This is a genomic window from Nocardia sp. NPDC051981, from assembly GCF_040680715.1.
In the GTDB taxonomy this organism is placed as follows: domain Bacteria; phylum Actinomycetota; class Actinomycetes; order Mycobacteriales; family Mycobacteriaceae; genus Nocardia.
Genome location: NZ_JBFAXK010000011.1, coordinates 147,154 through 163,539, shown reverse-complemented (window position 1 = coordinate 163,539; position 16,386 = coordinate 147,154). Strand labels below are relative to the sequence as shown.

Annotated in this window: 17 protein-coding genes; 12 read left to right on the top strand and 5 right to left on the bottom strand. The window is 67.9% G+C overall.

What is annotated here, in order from left to right; genetic code table 11:
- Nucleotides 1-9: 9 nt before the first annotated feature.
- The 5 genes from cysD to AB0L60_RS20920 are packed head-to-tail and all read left to right on the top strand — an operon-like array spanning nucleotide 10 to nucleotide 5,919.
- Nucleotides 10-915, top strand: a complete 906-nt coding sequence (gene cysD, locus AB0L60_RS20940; RefSeq protein WP_354851579.1) for a sulfate adenylyltransferase subunit CysD — start codon at nucleotides 10-12, stop codon at nucleotides 913-915.
- Nucleotides 915-2,777: an adenylyl-sulfate kinase gene (gene cysC, locus AB0L60_RS20935; RefSeq protein ID WP_364616367.1), complete on the top strand. Its 1,863-nt coding sequence runs from the start codon at nucleotides 915-917 to the stop codon at nucleotides 2,775-2,777. The genes cysD and cysC overlap by 1 nt, the downstream gene beginning before the upstream one ends.
- Nucleotides 2,777-3,973 (top strand): hypothetical protein, encoded by a 1,197-nt coding sequence (locus AB0L60_RS20930; RefSeq protein WP_364616364.1) that lies wholly within the window; start codon nucleotides 2,777-2,779, stop codon nucleotides 3,971-3,973. The genes cysC and AB0L60_RS20930 overlap by 1 nt, the downstream gene beginning before the upstream one ends.
- Nucleotides 3,970-4,767, top strand: a complete 798-nt coding sequence (locus AB0L60_RS20925; RefSeq protein WP_364616361.1) for an SDR family oxidoreductase — start codon at nucleotides 3,970-3,972, stop codon at nucleotides 4,765-4,767. The genes AB0L60_RS20930 and AB0L60_RS20925 overlap by 4 nt, the downstream gene beginning before the upstream one ends.
- Before the next feature lie 18 nt (nucleotides 4,768-4,785).
- Nucleotides 4,786-5,919: a sulfotransferase gene (locus AB0L60_RS20920; RefSeq protein WP_364616358.1), complete on the top strand. Its 1,134-nt coding sequence runs from the start codon at nucleotides 4,786-4,788 to the stop codon at nucleotides 5,917-5,919.
- 341 nt (nucleotides 5,920-6,260) lie between these two features.
- Here the strand turns inward: AB0L60_RS20920 and AB0L60_RS20915 are convergent, their stop codons facing one another.
- Nucleotides 6,261-6,905, bottom strand: coding sequence for a TetR family transcriptional regulator (locus AB0L60_RS20915; RefSeq protein WP_364616355.1), 645 nt, complete (start codon nucleotides 6,903-6,905; stop codon nucleotides 6,261-6,263).
- Between the two features lie 105 nt (nucleotides 6,906-7,010).
- On the opposite strand from AB0L60_RS20915, the gene AB0L60_RS20910 reads away from it, so the two are divergent.
- From AB0L60_RS20910 to AB0L60_RS20895, 4 genes are all read left to right on the top strand, one after another.
- Nucleotides 7,011-7,823, top strand: a complete 813-nt coding sequence (locus AB0L60_RS20910) for an SDR family NAD(P)-dependent oxidoreductase (protein ID WP_364616352.1) — start codon at nucleotides 7,011-7,013, stop codon at nucleotides 7,821-7,823.
- A 2-nt stretch (nucleotides 7,824-7,825) separates the two neighbouring features.
- A complete protein-coding gene (locus AB0L60_RS20905; RefSeq protein ID WP_364616571.1) occupies nucleotides 7,826-8,659 on the top strand; it encodes a TIGR03619 family F420-dependent LLM class oxidoreductase in 834 nt (277 codons plus the stop codon).
- Nucleotides 8,660-8,672: 13 nt separating this feature from the next.
- Nucleotides 8,673-9,173: a nuclear transport factor 2 family protein gene (locus tag AB0L60_RS20900; protein ID WP_364616349.1), complete on the top strand. Its 501-nt coding sequence runs from the start codon at nucleotides 8,673-8,675 to the stop codon at nucleotides 9,171-9,173.
- A gap of 86 nt (nucleotides 9,174-9,259) precedes the next feature.
- Entirely contained in the window at nucleotides 9,260-10,615 is a 1,356-nt protein-coding gene (locus AB0L60_RS20895; protein WP_364616346.1) for a TIGR03118 family protein, read from the top strand.
- Between the two features lie 77 nt (nucleotides 10,616-10,692).
- Here the strand turns inward: AB0L60_RS20895 and AB0L60_RS20890 are convergent, their stop codons facing one another.
- The gene (locus AB0L60_RS20890; RefSeq protein WP_364616343.1) at nucleotides 10,693-11,112 is read right to left on the bottom strand and encodes a hypothetical protein; all 420 of its coding nucleotides are present in this window, start codon (nucleotides 11,110-11,112) and stop codon (nucleotides 10,693-10,695) included.
- Between the two features lie 639 nt (nucleotides 11,113-11,751).
- Here AB0L60_RS20890 and AB0L60_RS20885 point away from each other — a divergent pair.
- On the top strand, nucleotides 11,752-12,165 hold the full coding sequence (locus AB0L60_RS20885) for a VOC family protein (protein WP_364616340.1): 414 nt from the start codon (nucleotides 11,752-11,754) through the stop codon (nucleotides 12,163-12,165).
- A 15-nt stretch (nucleotides 12,166-12,180) separates the two neighbouring features.
- Here AB0L60_RS20885 and AB0L60_RS20880 read toward each other — a convergent pair whose 3' ends face one another.
- The 3 genes from AB0L60_RS20880 to AB0L60_RS20870 form a co-directional block, all read right to left on the bottom strand.
- The gene (locus AB0L60_RS20880) at nucleotides 12,181-12,336 is read right to left on the bottom strand and encodes a hypothetical protein (RefSeq protein ID WP_364616337.1); all 156 of its coding nucleotides are present in this window, start codon (nucleotides 12,334-12,336) and stop codon (nucleotides 12,181-12,183) included.
- 122 nt (nucleotides 12,337-12,458) lie between these two features.
- On the bottom strand, nucleotides 12,459-13,538 hold the full coding sequence (locus tag AB0L60_RS20875) for an alkaline phosphatase family protein (protein ID WP_364616334.1): 1,080 nt from the start codon (nucleotides 13,536-13,538) through the stop codon (nucleotides 12,459-12,461).
- A gap of 96 nt (nucleotides 13,539-13,634) precedes the next feature.
- The gene (locus AB0L60_RS20870; RefSeq protein WP_364616331.1) at nucleotides 13,635-14,306 is read right to left on the bottom strand and encodes a TetR family transcriptional regulator; all 672 of its coding nucleotides are present in this window, start codon (nucleotides 14,304-14,306) and stop codon (nucleotides 13,635-13,637) included.
- 142 nt (nucleotides 14,307-14,448) lie between these two features.
- On the opposite strand from AB0L60_RS20870, the gene AB0L60_RS20865 reads away from it, so the two are divergent.
- Together AB0L60_RS20865 and fabG are read left to right on the top strand one after the other, a co-directional pair.
- Nucleotides 14,449-15,600, top strand: a complete 1,152-nt coding sequence (locus tag AB0L60_RS20865) for an acyl-CoA dehydrogenase family protein (RefSeq protein WP_364616328.1) — start codon at nucleotides 14,449-14,451, stop codon at nucleotides 15,598-15,600.
- Nucleotides 15,601-15,629: 29 nt separating this feature from the next.
- Complete coding sequence (gene fabG, locus AB0L60_RS20860; RefSeq protein ID WP_364616325.1) at nucleotides 15,630-16,379, top strand: 3-oxoacyl-ACP reductase FabG; 750 nt, start codon at nucleotides 15,630-15,632, stop codon at nucleotides 16,377-16,379.
- Nucleotides 16,380-16,386: the final 7 nt, after the last annotated feature.

Genomic DNA, 16,386 nt, shown 5'->3' with positions numbered 1-16,386 from the left:
GGACGAGAGATGCGCACGGGATATGAGCTGTCGCACCTGAACGCCTTGGAGGCGGAATCGGTGCACATCATCCGGGAGGTGGCGGCCACCTTCGAGCGGCCGGTGCTGCTGTTCTCCGGTGGTAAGGACTCGGCGGTCATGCTGGAGCTGGCGCGGCGGGCGTTCTGGCCCGCGCCGCTGCCGTTCCCGTTGCTGCACATCGATACCGGGCGCAATTTCGACGAGGTCATCGACTTCCGGGATCGCACCGTGGCGCGGCTGGGAGCCCAGCTGCTGGTCGGTAGCGTGCAGGACGATATCGACGCGGGCCGGGTCACCGAACGGCCCGGTGAGACCCGGAACCGGCTGCAGACCACCACCCTGCTGCGCACCATTCGCGAGCACCGCTTCGACGCGGTATTCGGCGGGGCGCGCCGCGATGAGGAGAAGGCGCGCGCCAAGGAGCGGGTGTTCAGCTTCCGCGACGAGTACGGCGCCTGGGAACCGCGGGCGCAGCGCCCCGAGGTGTGGAACCTCTACAACGGCCGGCACCGTAAGGGCGAGCACATCCGGGTGTTCCCGCTGTCGAACTGGACCGAGCTCGACATCTGGGAGTACATCGACCAGGCCGAGGTGGAGCTGCCGTCGCTGTACTACGCACATCGGCGCACCGTGGTGGCGCGCGACGGAATGCTGCTGGCGGACAACCGATTCCTGGAGTTCGGCCCGGAGGAGAAGCGCTTCGAGGCCACCGTGCGCTTCCGGACCCTCGGCGATGCCGACTGCACCGGTTGCGTGGAATCCACCGCGGCCGACCCCGCCGAGGTGATCGCCGAAACCGCCGCCACCCGGCTGACCGAGCGTGGCGCCACCCGCGCCGACGACCGCATCTCGGAGTCCGGCATGGAAGATCGCAAGCGAGAGGGCTATTTCTGATGCGTCGCAACCTGTTACGACTGGCCACCGCGGGCAGTGTGGACGACGGTAAATCGACCCTCATCGGGCGGTTGCTGTTCGACTCCAAGAGCCTGTTCAGCGATCAGCTGGATGCCATCGAGCGCGCGAGCCTGTCGCGCGGCGGCGACGGGCCGGACCTGTCGCTGGTGACCGACGGCCTGCGCGCCGAACGCGAGCAGGGCATCACCATCGATGTCGCGTACCGCTACTTCGCCACGCCGCGAAGGAAATTCATCATCGCCGACACCCCGGGACACGTGCAGTACACCCGGAACATGGTGACCGGCGCCTCCACCGCCGACCTGGCGCTCATCCTCGTCGACGCGCGCAAGGGCGTCTCCGAGCAGACCCGCCGCCACGCCTTCCTGTCCTCGCTGCTGGGGGTCGGGCACCTGGTGCTGTGCGTGAACAAGATGGACCTGGTCGACTGGTCCGAGCGGCGCTTCGAGGAGATCCGGTCGGAATTCGCGGATTTCGCCACCAAGCTGGATGTCGGCGATCTGAGCTTCATCCCGGTGTCGGCGCTGCACGGCGACAATGTGGTGGATCCGTCCACACGCACCGCCGGCTGGTACCCGGGCCCGCCGCTGCTGCGGCACCTGGAAGAGGTGCACGTGGCCTCCGACCGCAACCTCATCGACAACCGGCTGCCGGTGCAGTACGTCATCCGGCCGCACGGGGAGAACCAGCGCAGCTACGCGGGCACTGTCGCGGGCGGCATCTTCAAGCCGGGCGACGAGGTCGTGGTGCTGCCGTCGGGGCGCACCAGCCGGGTCAACCAGATCTGGGGGCCGGGCGGCGGGAAGGTCGACGAGGCCTTCACCGGTATGGCGGTGTCGCTGACCCTGGACGACGAAATCGATATCGGCCGTGGCGATATGCTCGCCCGCCCCGGCAACCAGCCGCACGCCGATCGTGAGCTCGACGCCATGGTGTGCTGGTTCTCCGACGACACCGAGCTGCGGGCCGGCAACTCCTACGCCATCCGCACCGCCACCCAGACCTCCAAGGTGGAGGTGAGCGAGCTGGACTACCGGCTGGACGTGAACACCCTGCACCGGCAGACGGACGCGGATCGGCTGGGGCTCAACGACATCGGACGCGTGACGATCAAGAGCCGGCAGTCGCTGCTGTTCGACCCGTACCGGGAGAACCGCGCCACCGGCAGCTTCATCCTCATCGACGAGACCACCAACCAGACGGTGGCCGCGGGCATGATCACCGGACGCTCCACGGGCGCACCGCGGGTCGGGCAGAAGTCCTCGAATGTGGTGTGGCACAGCTCCGCCGTGGAGCGCGGGCAGCGGCTCAGCACCGGCGCGACCGTCTGGCTGACCGGACTGTCGGGCTCCGGGAAGTCCACCATCGCAGTCGAATTGGAGCGGCAGCTCATCGAATCCGGCCAGCCCGCCTACCTGCTCGACGGCGACAACCTGCGGCACGGGCTGAACAAGAACCTGGGCTTCACCGACGAGGACCGGCGGGAGAACATTCGTCGTGTCGCCGAGGTGGCGGCGCTGTTCGCGGATGCCGGCGTGGTCGCCATCGTCTCGCTCATCAGCCCGTTCCGTGCCGAACGGCGCGAGGCGCGCAAGCTGCACGACTCCAGGAATCTGTCGTTCCGGGAGATCTTCGTGGACACCCCGCTCGAGGAGTGCGAGCTGCGCGACTCGAAGGGCCTGTACAAGCGGGCCCGTGCCGGGGAGCTGCGCGAATTCACCGGCATCAGTTCGCCGTACGAGCGGCCGGAGTTCGCCGACCTGACCATCACCCCCTCGGCCGGGACGCCGGCCGAGATCGCCCATCGAATTCGAGAGATCCTAGGAATCGCTGATAGCTGATGACAGACATGGAAAAGGCCGAGCTGCCTCTCACCGAACCGTTCCTCGCGGCGGTCGCCGAGGCCGAGAAGCTCATCGCCGCCGCCGATTTCATCCGTGACCCGCACGACCTCGCGGAAGGCTACGACTACCTGCAGGGCAGCATTGCCGCCGTCCTGCAGCTGTCGCGGGCGCACGGCACCTCGCACCCGTACCTCGTGACCGCCACCGGGCCGTACACCAAGATGGGCCTGGACAACCCGGACACGCTGTACTACAGCGCCAATATCGAGCCGACTGCGGAATACCTGCTCACCGGCGTGCGCGGCAGCACCGTCGACCTGAGTTTCCAGGTGCTCAAGGGCGATTACACCGCCACCGACGTCCCGAACGGCGACGACGCGTTCGACGACCGGCGGCTGCAGATCAACGAGGACGGCAGCTATCAGCTGCGCTTCGGCCCGCCCAAGGAGAACCCGGAGCCGAACTACTTCGTGCTCGGCGAGGGCGCGTCCATGCTGGCCGTGCGCGAGGTCTACGGCGACTGGAATGCCGAGCGCAAGGGCAGCATTCGCATCGAGCGGGTGGACACCATCGGGACCGCGCCGGTCGAGGCCGGGGTGGAACAGCTGCGCAAGCGGTACCGGGCGGCCGGGCGCATGCTGTTGACCCGGGTGCACACCTGGTTCAACTTCCCGAAGTGGTTCTACCTGAACCTGCCGGTCAATACGCTGACCGAACCTCGGCTCACGCCGGGCGGATTGAGCACGCAGTACTCCTCCGTCGGGCATTTCGAGCTGGAGGACGATCAGGCGCTGATCATCACGGTGCCGAAATCCGATGCGCCGTATCAGGGTTTCCAGCTGGGCAGCCGCTGGTACGTCTCGCTCGACTACGCCAACCACCAGACCTCGCTGAATCATCAGCAGGCACAGGTGGATCCGGACGGGATGATCCGCATGGTGGTCTCCGCCCGGAACCCGGGGATCGCCAACTGGATCGAGACCACCGGCCGCAAGCTCGGCATTCTGCAGTTCCGCTGGCAGCGCGTGGATCGCGCGATCACGCCGGAGGACGGGCCGACCATCGAGCTCGTGCCGTTGGACAAGGTGGCCGAACGGCTGCCGCACTATGAACACAATCGGATCGACGAGGCCGGATGGCGCGAGCGGATCGCCGCTCGCCAGCGCGCCTTCGCGGAAAGGATGCTGGGATGACCCGCCTGAAGACGGGGCTGCTGGCCGACAAGGTCGTGGTCGTCAGCGGCATCGGGCCCGGTCTGGGCCGTTCCATCGCGCTGGAGGCCGCGGCGGCCGGGGCCAAGGTCGTGCTGGCGGCGCGCACCGAGTCGCGGCTGAAGGAGGTCGCCGACGAGATCGCGGCCGAGGGTGGCGCGGAAACACTCTGCGTGCCCACCGATATCACCGATGAGGCCACGGTCCAGAACCTGGCGAAGCAGACCCTCGAGAGCTTCGGCCGAGTCGACGCGCTGGTGAACAACGCGTTCAAGGTGCCGTCGATGAAGCCGCTGGCGCGCACCGACTTCGAGCAGATCCGCGAGAGCGTGGACCTGACCGTGCTCGGCAATCTCCGCATGACACAGGCGTTCACCGACGGGCTGGCCGAGACCAAGGGCTCGGTCGTCATGGTCAACTCCATGGTGCTGCGGCACTCCGAACCCCGCTACGGCAGCTACAAGGTCGCCAAGGCGGCCCTGCTGGCCATGTCGCAGACCCTGGCGACCGAGCTGGGCGAGAAGGGGATTCGCGTCAACAGCGTGCTGCCCGGCTACATCTGGACCGACCAGCTGAAGTGGTACTTCAGCGAGATCGCCAAGAAGTACGGCATCACCGCGGAGCAGGTCTACCAGCAGACCGCGTCCAAGTCCGACCTGAAGCGGCTGCCGCTGCCCGACGAGATCGCCCAGACCATCGTCTTCCTCATGTCGCCGTGGGCCAATGCCATCACCGGGCAGACCATCGACGTCAACTGCGGCGAATACCACGTCTGAGCAAGGAGTTTCACCACTATGAGCGGACGTACCAACGTCGGCACCGTCGAGGATCTGCACCACTCGGCGTCGAAAGTCTGCGGCCTCACCGACTTCGGGTCCGACGACTACCTGGAGGCGCTCGGCGTCCTGCTGGAATCCTACCAGCGTGACGCCGGGCTCACCGAGCTCGGCTCCAAGATGAGCCGCTACTTTCTGCGCGGCGCGCTCGTCGCCCGCGCACTGAGCGAAGCCTCCTGGCAGGCCAACCCGGCCTACACCGAAACCCAGGTCACCAGGCCGATTTTCGTGACCGGGCTGCCCCGCACCGGCACCACCGCCCTACACCGGCTGCTCGCCGCCGACCCGCAGCACCAGGCCCTGGAGATGTGGCTCGCCGACTTCCCGCAGCCGCGGCCACCGCGCGAGACCTGGGCCGACAATCCGGTCTATCAGGCGGTCGACAAGGGGTTCGCCCAGCACCGGATCGAGAACCCGGAATTCATGGGCGTGCACTACATGACCGCCGCCGAGGTCGAGGAGTGCTGGCAGCTGCTGCGCCAGACGGTGAAATCCATCTCCTACGAGTCGCTGGCCTACCTGCCGAGCTACTCGCAGTGGCTGCGCAAGCAGGACTGGACGGATGCCTATACGCGGCACAAGGCGAACCTGCAGCTCATCGGCCTGGGTGACAACCGGCGCTGGGTGCTGAAGAACCCCAGCCACCTGTTCGCCCTCGACGCGCTCATGAAGGTGTATCCGGACGCGCTGATCATCCAGACCCACCGCGACCCGGTCACCATCGTCGGCTCCTCGTGCAGCCTGTCCGAGCAGGCCACCGCGGGCTGGTCCACCACCTTCGTCGGCGAGAAGATCGGTGCATCGCAGCTCGAACTGTGGTCCCGCGGCCTGCGCGAATTCAATGCTGCGCGAGCCCGGTACAACCCGGACCAGTTCCTCGACATCGAATTCGACGAACTCCGCGCCGACCCCTTCGCCACGGTCGAGAAGATCTACTCGAAGTTCGGCCTGGACTACACGGATGCGGCCCGCACCGCCATGACCACCCTCGATGAGGAGAGCAAGTCCGGCGACCGCAAACCGGTCCACAAGTACTCCCTGGCCGACTACGGCCTCACCGAAGACCAGGTCCGAGCCGAATTCGAGCTCTGACCAACCCATCTCGGACGGCCGGGTGCGCACCTCGCGCACCCGGCCGTCCGCTCACCAACCCCAGACAGTGCCAGCCTCGCGCGAAGCGGACCGGTGCCGGTTCGGCTTCGACCCGGCGGAACCCGTCACGCATCGTTGTCATAGGTACCGTCCTCGCTCGGTGTGAATGCGGAATACCAACTCACGGGCCCCGTCGTCGGAGCGGCCCGCACACTCCTCGTTATTGCGGTGGAAAACCCGTGCCGCGCAGATGATTTCACTGACTGGAAGAGTGGAGAAAGCTCCTCCATGGGGTCTCGGTGACTGGAACGTGAAACGGTGGTCGCCTCCGGGTTCGCCGCTTATCGTGCCGATCGCCAGGGGGCGAGGAGGAGTTCGCAGGCGCGGTGGACGTCGGCGAGGGCTTGGTCGATGGTCAGGCGGCCCGCGATGGTCCAGGTGAGAATGCCGTAGACGCACTGCTCCAGCAGACGTGCCAGGCGGTGGTCCTCGTCGGCCGGGTTCGTGATGCCCGCGGCGGTCAGGATGCGTTCGGGCATCACCTGATCGGTGACCAGAGCTGCTGCGGCGGAAGCCGTTTCGGGGGACGACGGATCGTGGGGCAGAGCGTGGCCTTCGGCGCGCACCGCGTTCATCGACACCATCATCGCCCGGGCCAGCAGGGGGTGGCGCAGCAGCTCGCCGATCGCACGGCTCAGGAACTCGGTCGCACCGGTGACCGGGTCGCCGGGAACCGCTGCGGGGTGCGGCAATTCGCGGACCGCCCCGTCGAGGACCGCCGCGAACAGGTGGTTCTTGGACGGGTAGTACCGGTACAGCGTGCCCAGCGCGACCCCCGCGGACTGCGCGACCTCGCTCATCTGCACCCGCTCCAGGCCGTGCTCGGCGCCCAGTCGGGCGGCCGCGCGCAGGATCGCGCGCTGCCGCTCCAGTTGCCGGGCCGTCGAGACGCGGCCGGGGGCGCGGGAGTCCTGAATGCGCGGCATGAAACCACCTTCTGTCCGATAACTAGAATTCACTCTAGTTTTTGCGGGCGGAAGTTTGTAGAACTGGAAGGGACCGAGTTCGATCTCACAGGTGAGGAAGTAGCGATGAACGGTGTGGACCCGCAACGTTATGGGCCGTGGGCGGTCATCACCGGGGGATCGGAGGGGGTCGGCCGGTCGTTCGCATTGGAGCTCGCCGGGGCCGGGATCGCGCTGCTGCTGGTGGCGCGGCGGGTTGAACCGCTCGAGGCGACGGCCGCGGAATGCCTGGAGCTGGGGGTCGAGGTGCGCACGCTCGCAATCGATCTGACCGCCGCCGATGCGGTGGGCGAGATCGTCGCCGCGGTCGCCGACGTGGAGGTCGGCCTGCTGGTTCTCAACGCCGGGGCCAATACCCACAGCGCACCCTTCGTGGATGGGGATCTGACCGCGTTCGGGCAGGTCATCGATTTGAACATCACCGCGCCGCTCGGGCTGATCCACCACTTCGGGCGCGCCATGAAAACCCGTGGACGGGGCGGGATTCTGATGGTCGGGTCGCTGGCCGGGTATCTGGGCTCGCAGCATCACACCGTGTACGGCGGGGTCAAGGCGTTCGGGCGGATCTTCGCCGAGAGCCTGTGGCTGGAGCTCGGGGAGTACGGGGTGGATGTGCTCGAACTGGTGCTCGGCGTGACCCGGACGCCGGCCATGGAACGGGTCGGACTCGACTTCACCGTGCCGGGGATGACGGTGTCCGAGCCCGATGACGTGGCGCGCGAAGGACTTTCGCGGCTTCCGCACGGGCCGGTGCACATCATGTCCGGCAACGAGGCGGGAGCCGCCCAGCGCAATGACCCGGATCGGGCGGCCGCCGTGCTGCGCGCCGACAAGGGCATGCGGCGGCTCATGGGTCTGCCGGAACGGGTGGTGCGATGAGTATCCGACTCGGTCTGAACACGCCGATCGTCGTGCAGGTGCCCGGCGTCGCCTCGCCCTGGGAGGCCACCGCGGGCCCCGAGGAGCTCACCCGGATCGCCACGGCCGCCGATGAACTCGGCTTCGACCACCTCACCTGCTCCGACCACGTCGGCGTGCCCGCGGCGGCCGCGGCGGTGCGCGGCGCGACCTATTGGGACCCGCTGGCCACACTGTCGTACCTGGCGGCGCGCACCACCCGCATCCGACTCGCCACCTCGGTGCTGGTGCTCGGCTACCACCATCCGCTGGCGCTGGCCAAGAGCTACGGCACCCTCGACCGGCTCAGCGGCGGCCGGGTGGTGCTCGGGGTCGGAGTGGGCTCTCTCGCAGAGGAATTCGCCCTGCTCGGCGCGGCCTGGGAAGACCGGGGCGCGCGGGCCGATGCGGCGCTGACCCGATTGCGCCGGGCCTGGGGTCGCCGCGATGTCGAAGGCTTCGTGCTGGAACCGCACGCCACTTCCACCACCGTGCCGATCTGGGTGGGCGGGCGCACTCGCCGCTCGCTGCGCCGCGCGGTGTCGCTGGGCGCCGGCTGGGTGCCCTTCGGCCTGCCCGCCGACCGGATCGCGGACCTGCTGGCCACGGTGACCGTGCCCGACGGTTTCGATGTGGTGCTCTCGCCCGGTGTGGCGCTGGATCCGCAGGGGAACGCCGAGGATTCCCTGCGCCGGTTGGCCGCGCTGCGGGCGGCCGGGGCGACCCACCTCACCTGCACGGTCCGGGCCACCGATGCCGTCCACTATTGCGATCAGCTCGCCGCGCTGCGCGATCTGGTCGACCGTCATCTCCTGTAGCAGAAGGATTTCCATGATCGAAGAGCGTCTCGCCGTGCTCGAGGACCGGTTGCGCCGGGTCGAGGACGAGCTGGCCATCACCCGTCTGATCGCCTCCTATGGCCCGCTGGTCGATGCCGGGGCCGCGGAGGCGGTCGCCGAATTGTGGACCGAGGACGGCGAATACGACGTCGAGGGCTGGCACATGCGCGATCGCGGGCAGGTCCGCGACATGGTCGAATCGCAGGCGCACCAATCGCTCATCGCCGCCGGATCGGCGCACTTCCTGGGCCCGGTGGCGGTCACCGTGGACGGGGACACCGCGGCGGCGGTGTGCGAATCGCTGCTGGTCCGGCGGCGGGACGGCGGATTCTTCGTGTGGCGGGCCGGGGCGAATCACTTCCGCCTGGTCCGCACGTCCGAGGGCTGGCGGATCGCGCAGCGGATCACCCGGGCTCTGGATGGCTCCGAGACCGCCCGGGAACTGCTCATTGCGCCCTGGACCAGCGGAGATGTCGTTTCCGAATGGAAATGAGGGTCCCCTAACGACGCCGCCGATTCCTCCAGCTATGGTTAGCATCACCTAACGCCGCACCTGGGCGTTTGCTGGAAGGACCTGAAATGAACGGACGCTCGAGCGGCATGCCGCCGGTGCGCAAGACGCTGCTGCGCGTGTCGGCACTGGGCGCAGCGCTGGTGGTCGCGGCGGCATGCAGCACTACGAAGTCGGACAACGACGACGTGAAGGCGCTCGACGGAAACCATTACGCCCAGGTCAATATCGCCTCCAACAAGGAGTCGGACAAGGCGCAGTTCACCGACCCGAAGTTCATCAACGCCTGGGGCATCGCGGATCGTCCCAAGGGCGCCGGCGGGCACTTCTGGGTCGGCGCGGGCGGCTACTCCTTCCAGTTCGTCGGTGACGTCACCAAGTCGCCGGATGCCAAGTACCAGAAGATGTTCCAGGACCCGCTGAAGCTGGTCACCATCCCGGGCGCGGACTCCATCCCGGACGACGACGGCGACGACAGCGAAGGCAAGACCACCGGCGTCGTCTTCAACCCGGCCCCCATCACCTCCGACATCTTCGCGGTGAAGGACCAGCCGGTCAGCTACGACGGCAAGGCCGAGAAGCTCACCGGCTCCGCGCGATTCATCTTCGCCACCGACTCCGGCAAGATCTCCGGCTGGACCGAGCAGGGCGCGGGCGGCGCCATCGTGCGCCACGACGGCCCGGCCGTGCTCGAATACGACGGCACCGCCGCGGGCATGAAGTTCAAGGGCATCGCCCTGGACCCCTCCGGTGCCAAGCTGCTGGCCGCCGACTTCGGCAAGGACCCGCAGGTCCGCACCTTCGACAAGGACTGGAAGCTGGTGCCCACCACCGGTTTCGCCAACCCCTTCGCCACCGGTGACGCCATCGACCCGGCCGACGCGTCCAAGGGCAAGAAGGTGAAGGTCGGCGACCCGGCCCCCTTCAACGTCGCCACCATCGGCGACCGCGTCTTCGTCACCTACGCCGTCACCCAGTCCGAGGGCGGCGACCCGAACAAGCTGAAGGCCGGCGAAGAGGACAAGCTCGACAAGGACCAGGAGAAGAACGCCGGCAACAAGGCCAAGAAGGGCCAGGTCGCCGAATTCGACAAGAACGGCAAGCTGGTTCGCACCCTCGACGCCGACGGCCGCCTCAACGCGCCGTGGGCCGTCACCGTCGCCCCGCAGGGCTTCGGCCCGCTGTCGGGCAAGCTGCTGGTCGGCAACTTCGGCGGCGCGGGCCACATCCTGGCCCTCGACGACCAGTCCGGCAAGTTCGTCGACTATCTGCGCGACGCCGACGGCAAGCCCGCCGAGATCGAGGGCCTCTGGGGCCTCATGTTCGGCAACGGTGAGAGCCTCGGCGACGCCGATGCCCTCTACTTCACCGCGGGACCGAACGACGAGAAGGAAGGCCTCTTCGGCAGCCTCCGCCTGAAGTAATCCGCGAAAGCCCCGGGCCCCGAGTCGATTCCGGCTCCGGGGCCCATTCCTTTTCCGGGGCCGACTCGTCGCCGGGGTCAGCTCGCGCCGACACCCAGTGCGGTGAGCAGGACCAGCACCACGGTGACGACGGCGAAGACGCCGTGCCCGCCCACGACGATGACGGGGAAGTGGTGTTCGGGTGGTGTGGACGACAGAATGCCGCCTGCCCGGCCCCGATAGACCGGCAGCCAGCGCAGCAGCATGAAGAAGCCGAGCAGCGCCACCGGAATCAGCAGCGCGAAGGCGACCCAGGCAACGGCCTTGGTGCTGACCACCAGGTAGATGATCCACAGCACCAGCCCGGCCACGGCCAGCAGGAAGTGGCCGAAGATGACGGGCGGGGGCAGATGGCTGGAACTCCGTTGCTGGACACCGCCTTTGGCGATCCAGGTGCCGAGCAGAACGAAACCGCCGGCCGCGGTGAGCAGCCAGGTGATGAGTGCCGCGATGGCCATGATCAACTCCTGTCGAGCGACCGCCCGGACCACCCTTCGCCCGCCCCGGGCTCATCGGCAGCCTCCGCCTGAGGGAGATGTGGCTATTCCATGGTCTTCCCGATCAGGAACAGCGTGAGGACGATGCCCATCACCACGACCAGTCCGTAGTGCCCGGCCGCCCGGCCGTAGTCATAGGTGGAGGCTGCGACGATGATCGTCATGATCAGGAAGAGAAAGCGCTTCACCACAGACCCCCACAGGCTCGTTCCCAACCGTACGAGCGGTGGATTCGGTTGTGCCACAGCGTAATGGGTGAAAGGCAGTGCAGTGGCAGCGGCCCGGCCGATGAATCCGGGACGGTCGCCCCGTCCTATGGGTAACCGCACGACCCACCCTGACCCATTCGCAAGGAGCACATTGATGCGCAGGCCCCATCCCCCTGCGCAGCGACGGCCTGCGGCTCTTCGACGAGGGCACTCCCATCCCGCTGCGGCTGCTGTCGGCCGCGCCGTTCGAAACCGGTGTGCTGCACCTGATCTACGGCCCCGCCGACGCTCCCGAGGAGGCCGGTTACGAGGACGCGCGAGCGCACCTCGCCTGAGCAGCCGCGCCGTCTCGAACCAGCGAGTAGGGCCGCGGTATGCCAGCATCGGCCGCATGGCGATCTCTGTGGAGTCTGTTGCGCATATCCGGCTCACCGTGGGTGACATCGGGCGGTCGAGAGCCTTCTACGATGCGGTCTTCGGGTGGCCGGTGGCGCTGGAGATCGCGGCCGATGCGGACTACGAGACACGGCAGCGGCTGAGCTTCCTGGACGGTGGGGTGATCTACCGGATGGCACTGGGGCTGATCGGTCTGCGGCCGGTCGGAACCGATCGGTTCGACGAGAACCGTGTCGGTCTCGACCATCTCGCCTTCCCGGTCGGTTCACTGGCCGAATTGGAGGCTGCCGCGGCGCATCTCGATGCCTGCGGTGTCGCGCACGAGGACATCAAGGACATCGGCGTCAGCTACATCCTGGAGTTCCGGGACCCGGACAACATCGCGCTGGAGTTGATTGCGCCGAAGTAGGTGCGGGGGCCGGGGTCAGTTCATGGCCTTGCCGACGAAGAACATGGTCAGGATTGCGCCGAGGGCTATTGCCGCGCCGTAGTGGCCGGGGGAGAGGGCATAGGTGTAGGTGGATGCGGCGAGGATGATCGCGGCGGTGAGGAATAGCAGGCGCTTCGCTGTGGGCTCCACAGGCTGGAATTCAACCGTAGGACGGAGTGGATTCCGGGGCGCCACGGCGGCGGGGGTCAAGGACGGGAGCGGGTCCGCCCACGGCGGGCCCGCTCCTTGCCGGGCAGTGGCGCTCCGACCGGTTACTTGCCGAAGGATCCACCGGCCGAGCCGCTGGCGACCAGGCAGAGCGGATTGTTGACCATGAGCATTTGCGCCGAGCCCGAGGACGAACCGGTGATGCCGGAGTCGATGGCGGGCGTGTTCGGCGGTGTAGCGGCGGGATCACCGGAACCGCCGAGTCGCACCGAGCGGCCGTCGGAGTTCGGATCGGCCGGTGCACCCAGCAGGTCCAGCACCGTCGGGGTGATGTCGGCCAGGGTGTAGCCGTTGTTCTGCGCACCCGCGGCGAAGTCCGGCCCGCGCGCGATCATGAAACTCGCTGTCTCGTAGGCGCTCTGACCACCGTGGCCGCCCTCGGGCTTGTGCCCGTGGTCCGTGGTCACCAGGATCGTCCAGCGCTCGCCGGCGTGCGTACGGGCGCGATCGTCGACCGCCTTGGTGATCTTGCCGACCAGCGCGTCCACCCGGCCGATGGCATCCCGGTACGCCTGCGGCCAGATGCCACGCAGGGTGTGGCCGACGATATCGACCTGATCGAGGTGGGTGAACACGAAATCCGTGCCGTCGTCGGTGATGGCGGACACCACCTGCGCCGCGGCATTCGAATCCGCGGTCGTCTCACAGACTCCCGCGCCGGTCGGATCGACCTGCGTCACGGACACCCTGTCCGCCGCGGGATTTCCGGTCCGGGCGATCATGCCGATCTTGTCCCAGGTCCCCAGCGACGCCGTGGCCAGGCTCGGCTTCGCGCGCTCCAGCTGCGTGAACACCGTCGGATACTGCGCGAAAGGCGCAGGGGTGCAGGTGGAGTCATTGTCCTTGATGCCGTGCTTGGTGTCCCACACCCCGGTCAGGGCCGTCGCCCAGGAGACGCACGACATGGTGGTGTGCGGGGCGATGGAGGTCCGCGCCAGGGTGCCCTGGGCCGCGAGCAGCCCCAGGTTCGGGGCATTGGCCGCCTGCACCTCGCTCCACAGCGTGCCGTCGATGCCGATCACCACGACCTTGTTCACCACGGGTGCGGCCGTTGCCGGGGCGGCGGTGGCCAGCGGGAGTGCGGCCAGCGCGGCGGCGGCCACCAGTGCACGAGTACGAGACATGCGCGGCAACCTAGCCGGGGTTCGGCACTTCCGCAGCAAATTCGGACAATTGACCAGAACTGTCCCGCTGAGTGAAACGCCGGCGGGACGCATCCCTTAGCCGGAGCGGGGGTTCGAGCGGGTCTGCCGCCGGCGGGCCCGCTCCTTCTCGATGGCGTCGAAGCGGAGCTGCAGGCCGTCGGTGAAGGCCGACAGCGCCAATTCGAAACTCTCCGAATCGATCTCGTCGGCCTTGGCGCGCAGCAGATGCGCCTGCTCCAGATGCGGGTAGCGGTCGCGATAGACCTGGACGTCGTCGACGAAACCGCGGGAGAACGAGCCCATGGTGGCGCCCATGACCAGGTAGCGGGTGGCCGCGCCGATCATGGTGGCGTCGCGCGGGGGCCAGCCGGCGGAGACCAGGCCGCCGTGGACGGCGTCTGCGGCGCGCAGGTTCTCGTCGCGGGTGCCGGGTCCGGCGGCCAGGTAGGCGACGAAGTTGGGGTGCCGGACCAGGGCGTCGCGGTAGGAGTGGGCCCATGAGGTGAGGCCGGCGCGCCAGCCCTGGTCGAAGGCCGACACATCGACCCGTGCCATGAGACCGCCCGCGATGTCGTCGAGGACGGCGTCCTTGGTGGGGTAGTGGGTGTAGAGGGAGGCGGCCTGCACGCCCAGTTCGGCGGCGAGCTTGCGCATGGACAGCTCGGCGAGTCCGTCGCGGTCGATCAGGGTCAGGGCCGCGTCGCGAATCCGTTCGCGGCTCAGCAGCGGCACCTTCGGCCTGGCCATCCGGCTCACCTCCTTCGATGGAAGACCTCGGCGATCCCCCGGCGGACGTCGAATTTATCACCCGGTCCTTGATTAACCGAACGCTGTTAGGATAATTTCGAGTCATAAACCTAACAACGTTTGGTTAGGAGCTATCACAACCATGGACTTCGAACTCGGCGAGTCGCAGCGCGAACTGCGCGAGCTGGCCCGGGCCTGGGTGGACAAAGAGGTCGTTCCGCACGCGGCCGCCTGGGATCGGGCGGAGGCGGTCGATACCGCGATCGTCGGCAAGCTCGGTGCGATGGGCTTCCTCGGCATCGAGATCCCGGAGGAGTACGGCGGCTCCGGCGGCACGGCCCTGGACTACTGCGTCCTGCTCGAGGAACTCGGCCGCGGCGACAGCTCGGTGCGCGGCATCGTGTCCGTCTCGCTCGGACTGGTGGCCAAGTCGATCAAGACCTACGGCACCGAGACCCAGAAGCGGGAGTGGCTGCCGCGTCTGTGCGCCGGCCAGGCGCTGGGCTGCTTCGGCCTCACCGAACCCGGCACCGGCTCCGACGCGGGCAGCCTCACCACCAAAGCCGTTGCCGACGGCGACGATTGGCTGCTCTCCGGCAGCAAGATGTTCATCACCAACGGCACCTGGGCCGATGTCGCCATTATTTTCGCCCGTACCGGCGGCCCCGGCCCCAAGGGCGTGACCGCCTTCCTGGTGCCCACCGACGCCCCGGGCTTCGCGCGCACCGAGATCAAGGGCAAGCTCGGCCTGCGCGGCCAGGCCACCGCCGAACTCGTCCTCGACCAGGTCCGGGTGCCCGACGCCAACCGGCTCGGCGAGCTCGGCCAGGGCTTCAAGATCGCCATGGCAGCGCTGGACAAGGGCCGCATGGGTGTGGCCGCCGGGTGTGTCGGCGTCGCGCGCGGCTGCCTGGAGGCCGCCGTGAAATACGCTCGGGAGCGCGAGCAGTTCGGCAAGCCGATCGCCTCCTATCAGCTGGTCCAGGAACTCATCTCCGATATCGCCGTCGATGTCGAGGCGGCGCGGCTGCTCACCTGGCGGGTCGCCGACCTGATCGGGAAGGGCAAGCCGTTCGGCACCGAGGCCTCGGTCGCCAAGCTGTTCGCCAGCGAGGCCGCGGTGAAGGCCGCCAACAATGCCATCCAGGTGTTCGGCGGATACGGCTACATCGACGAGTACCCGGTGTCGAAGTACCTGCGCGACGCCCGCGTGCTCACCCTCTACGAGGGCACCAGCCAGATCCAGAAACTGCTCATCGGGCGCGCCCTCACCGGCGTGAACGCCTTCCTCTGAACGTCATTCACAGACAGGGAGATTCAGTCATGTCGAAAGTCGCAGTCGTGACCGGTGCGGCCCGCGGAATCGGCGCGGGCACCGCGGCCCGCCTGGCCGCCGACGGCTTCGCCGTCGCCATCGTCGATCTCGACGAGGCCGCCTGCAAGGACGCCGTGGACGCCATTGCCGCCCAGGGCGGCACGGCCATCGCGGTGGGCTGCAATGTCACCGACGAGGCGCAGGTCGCAGCGGCGTTCGAACGCATTGCCGCGGAACTGGGTTCGGTCGACGTGCTGGTCAACAATGCCGGCGTGCTGCGCGACAACCTGCTGTTCAAGATGTCGGTGGACGATTGGGACATCGTCATGTCCGTGCACCTGAAGGGCACGTTCCTGTGCTCGCGGGAGGCGCAGAAGTACATGGTGAAGCAGAAGTCCGGCAAGATCGTGAACACCTCCAGCGTGTCCGCGCTGGGCAGCCGCGGCCAGGCCAACTACTCGGCCGCCAAGATGGGGATCCAGGGCCTGACCCGCACGCTGGCCATGGAATTGGGCCCGTTCGGTATCAATGTGAATGCCGTCGCGCCGGGCTTCATCGTCACCGAGATGACCGATGCCACCGCCGCCCGCGTGGGCGTCTCGCCGGAGGAGTTCCGCGCCGAGGCCGCCAAGATCACCCCGCTGCGCCGGGTCGGCGAGCCCGCCGACATCGCGAACGTGGTGTCCTTCCTGGTCTCCGACGACGCCTCGTTCGTCACCGGCCAGACCATTTACGTCGACGGCGGCCGCCGCCTCTAGTTCGGAG

Coding starts and splice junctions, on each gene's coding strand:
- cysD (WP_354851579.1), top strand. CDS start 10: ATGCGCACGGGATATGAGCTGTCGCACCTGAACGCCTTGGAGGCGGAA.
- cysC (WP_364616367.1), top strand. CDS start 915: ATGCGTCGCAACCTGTTACGACTGGCCACCGCGGGCAGTGTGGACGAC.
- AB0L60_RS20930 (WP_364616364.1), top strand. CDS start 2,777: ATGACAGACATGGAAAAGGCCGAGCTGCCTCTCACCGAACCGTTCCTC.
- AB0L60_RS20925 (WP_364616361.1), top strand. CDS start 3,970: ATGACCCGCCTGAAGACGGGGCTGCTGGCCGACAAGGTCGTGGTCGTC.
- AB0L60_RS20920 (WP_364616358.1), top strand. CDS start 4,786: ATGAGCGGACGTACCAACGTCGGCACCGTCGAGGATCTGCACCACTCG.
- AB0L60_RS20915 (WP_364616355.1), bottom strand. CDS start 6,905: ATGCCGCGCATTCAGGACTCCCGCGCCCCCGGCCGCGTCTCGACGGCC.
- AB0L60_RS20910 (WP_364616352.1), top strand. CDS start 7,011: ATGAACGGTGTGGACCCGCAACGTTATGGGCCGTGGGCGGTCATCACC.
- AB0L60_RS20900 (WP_364616349.1), top strand. CDS start 8,673: ATGATCGAAGAGCGTCTCGCCGTGCTCGAGGACCGGTTGCGCCGGGTC.
- AB0L60_RS20895 (WP_364616346.1), top strand. CDS start 9,260: ATGAACGGACGCTCGAGCGGCATGCCGCCGGTGCGCAAGACGCTGCTG.
- AB0L60_RS20890 (WP_364616343.1), bottom strand. CDS start 11,112: ATGGCCATCGCGGCACTCATCACCTGGCTGCTCACCGCGGCCGGCGGT.
- AB0L60_RS20885 (WP_364616340.1), top strand. CDS start 11,752: ATGGCGATCTCTGTGGAGTCTGTTGCGCATATCCGGCTCACCGTGGGT.
- AB0L60_RS20875 (WP_364616334.1), bottom strand. CDS start 13,538: ATGTCTCGTACTCGTGCACTGGTGGCCGCCGCCGCGCTGGCCGCACTC.
- AB0L60_RS20870 (WP_364616331.1), bottom strand. CDS start 14,306: ATGGCCAGGCCGAAGGTGCCGCTGCTGAGCCGCGAACGGATTCGCGAC.
- AB0L60_RS20865 (WP_364616328.1), top strand. CDS start 14,449: ATGGACTTCGAACTCGGCGAGTCGCAGCGCGAACTGCGCGAGCTGGCC.
- fabG (WP_364616325.1), top strand. CDS start 15,630: ATGTCGAAAGTCGCAGTCGTGACCGGTGCGGCCCGCGGAATCGGCGCG.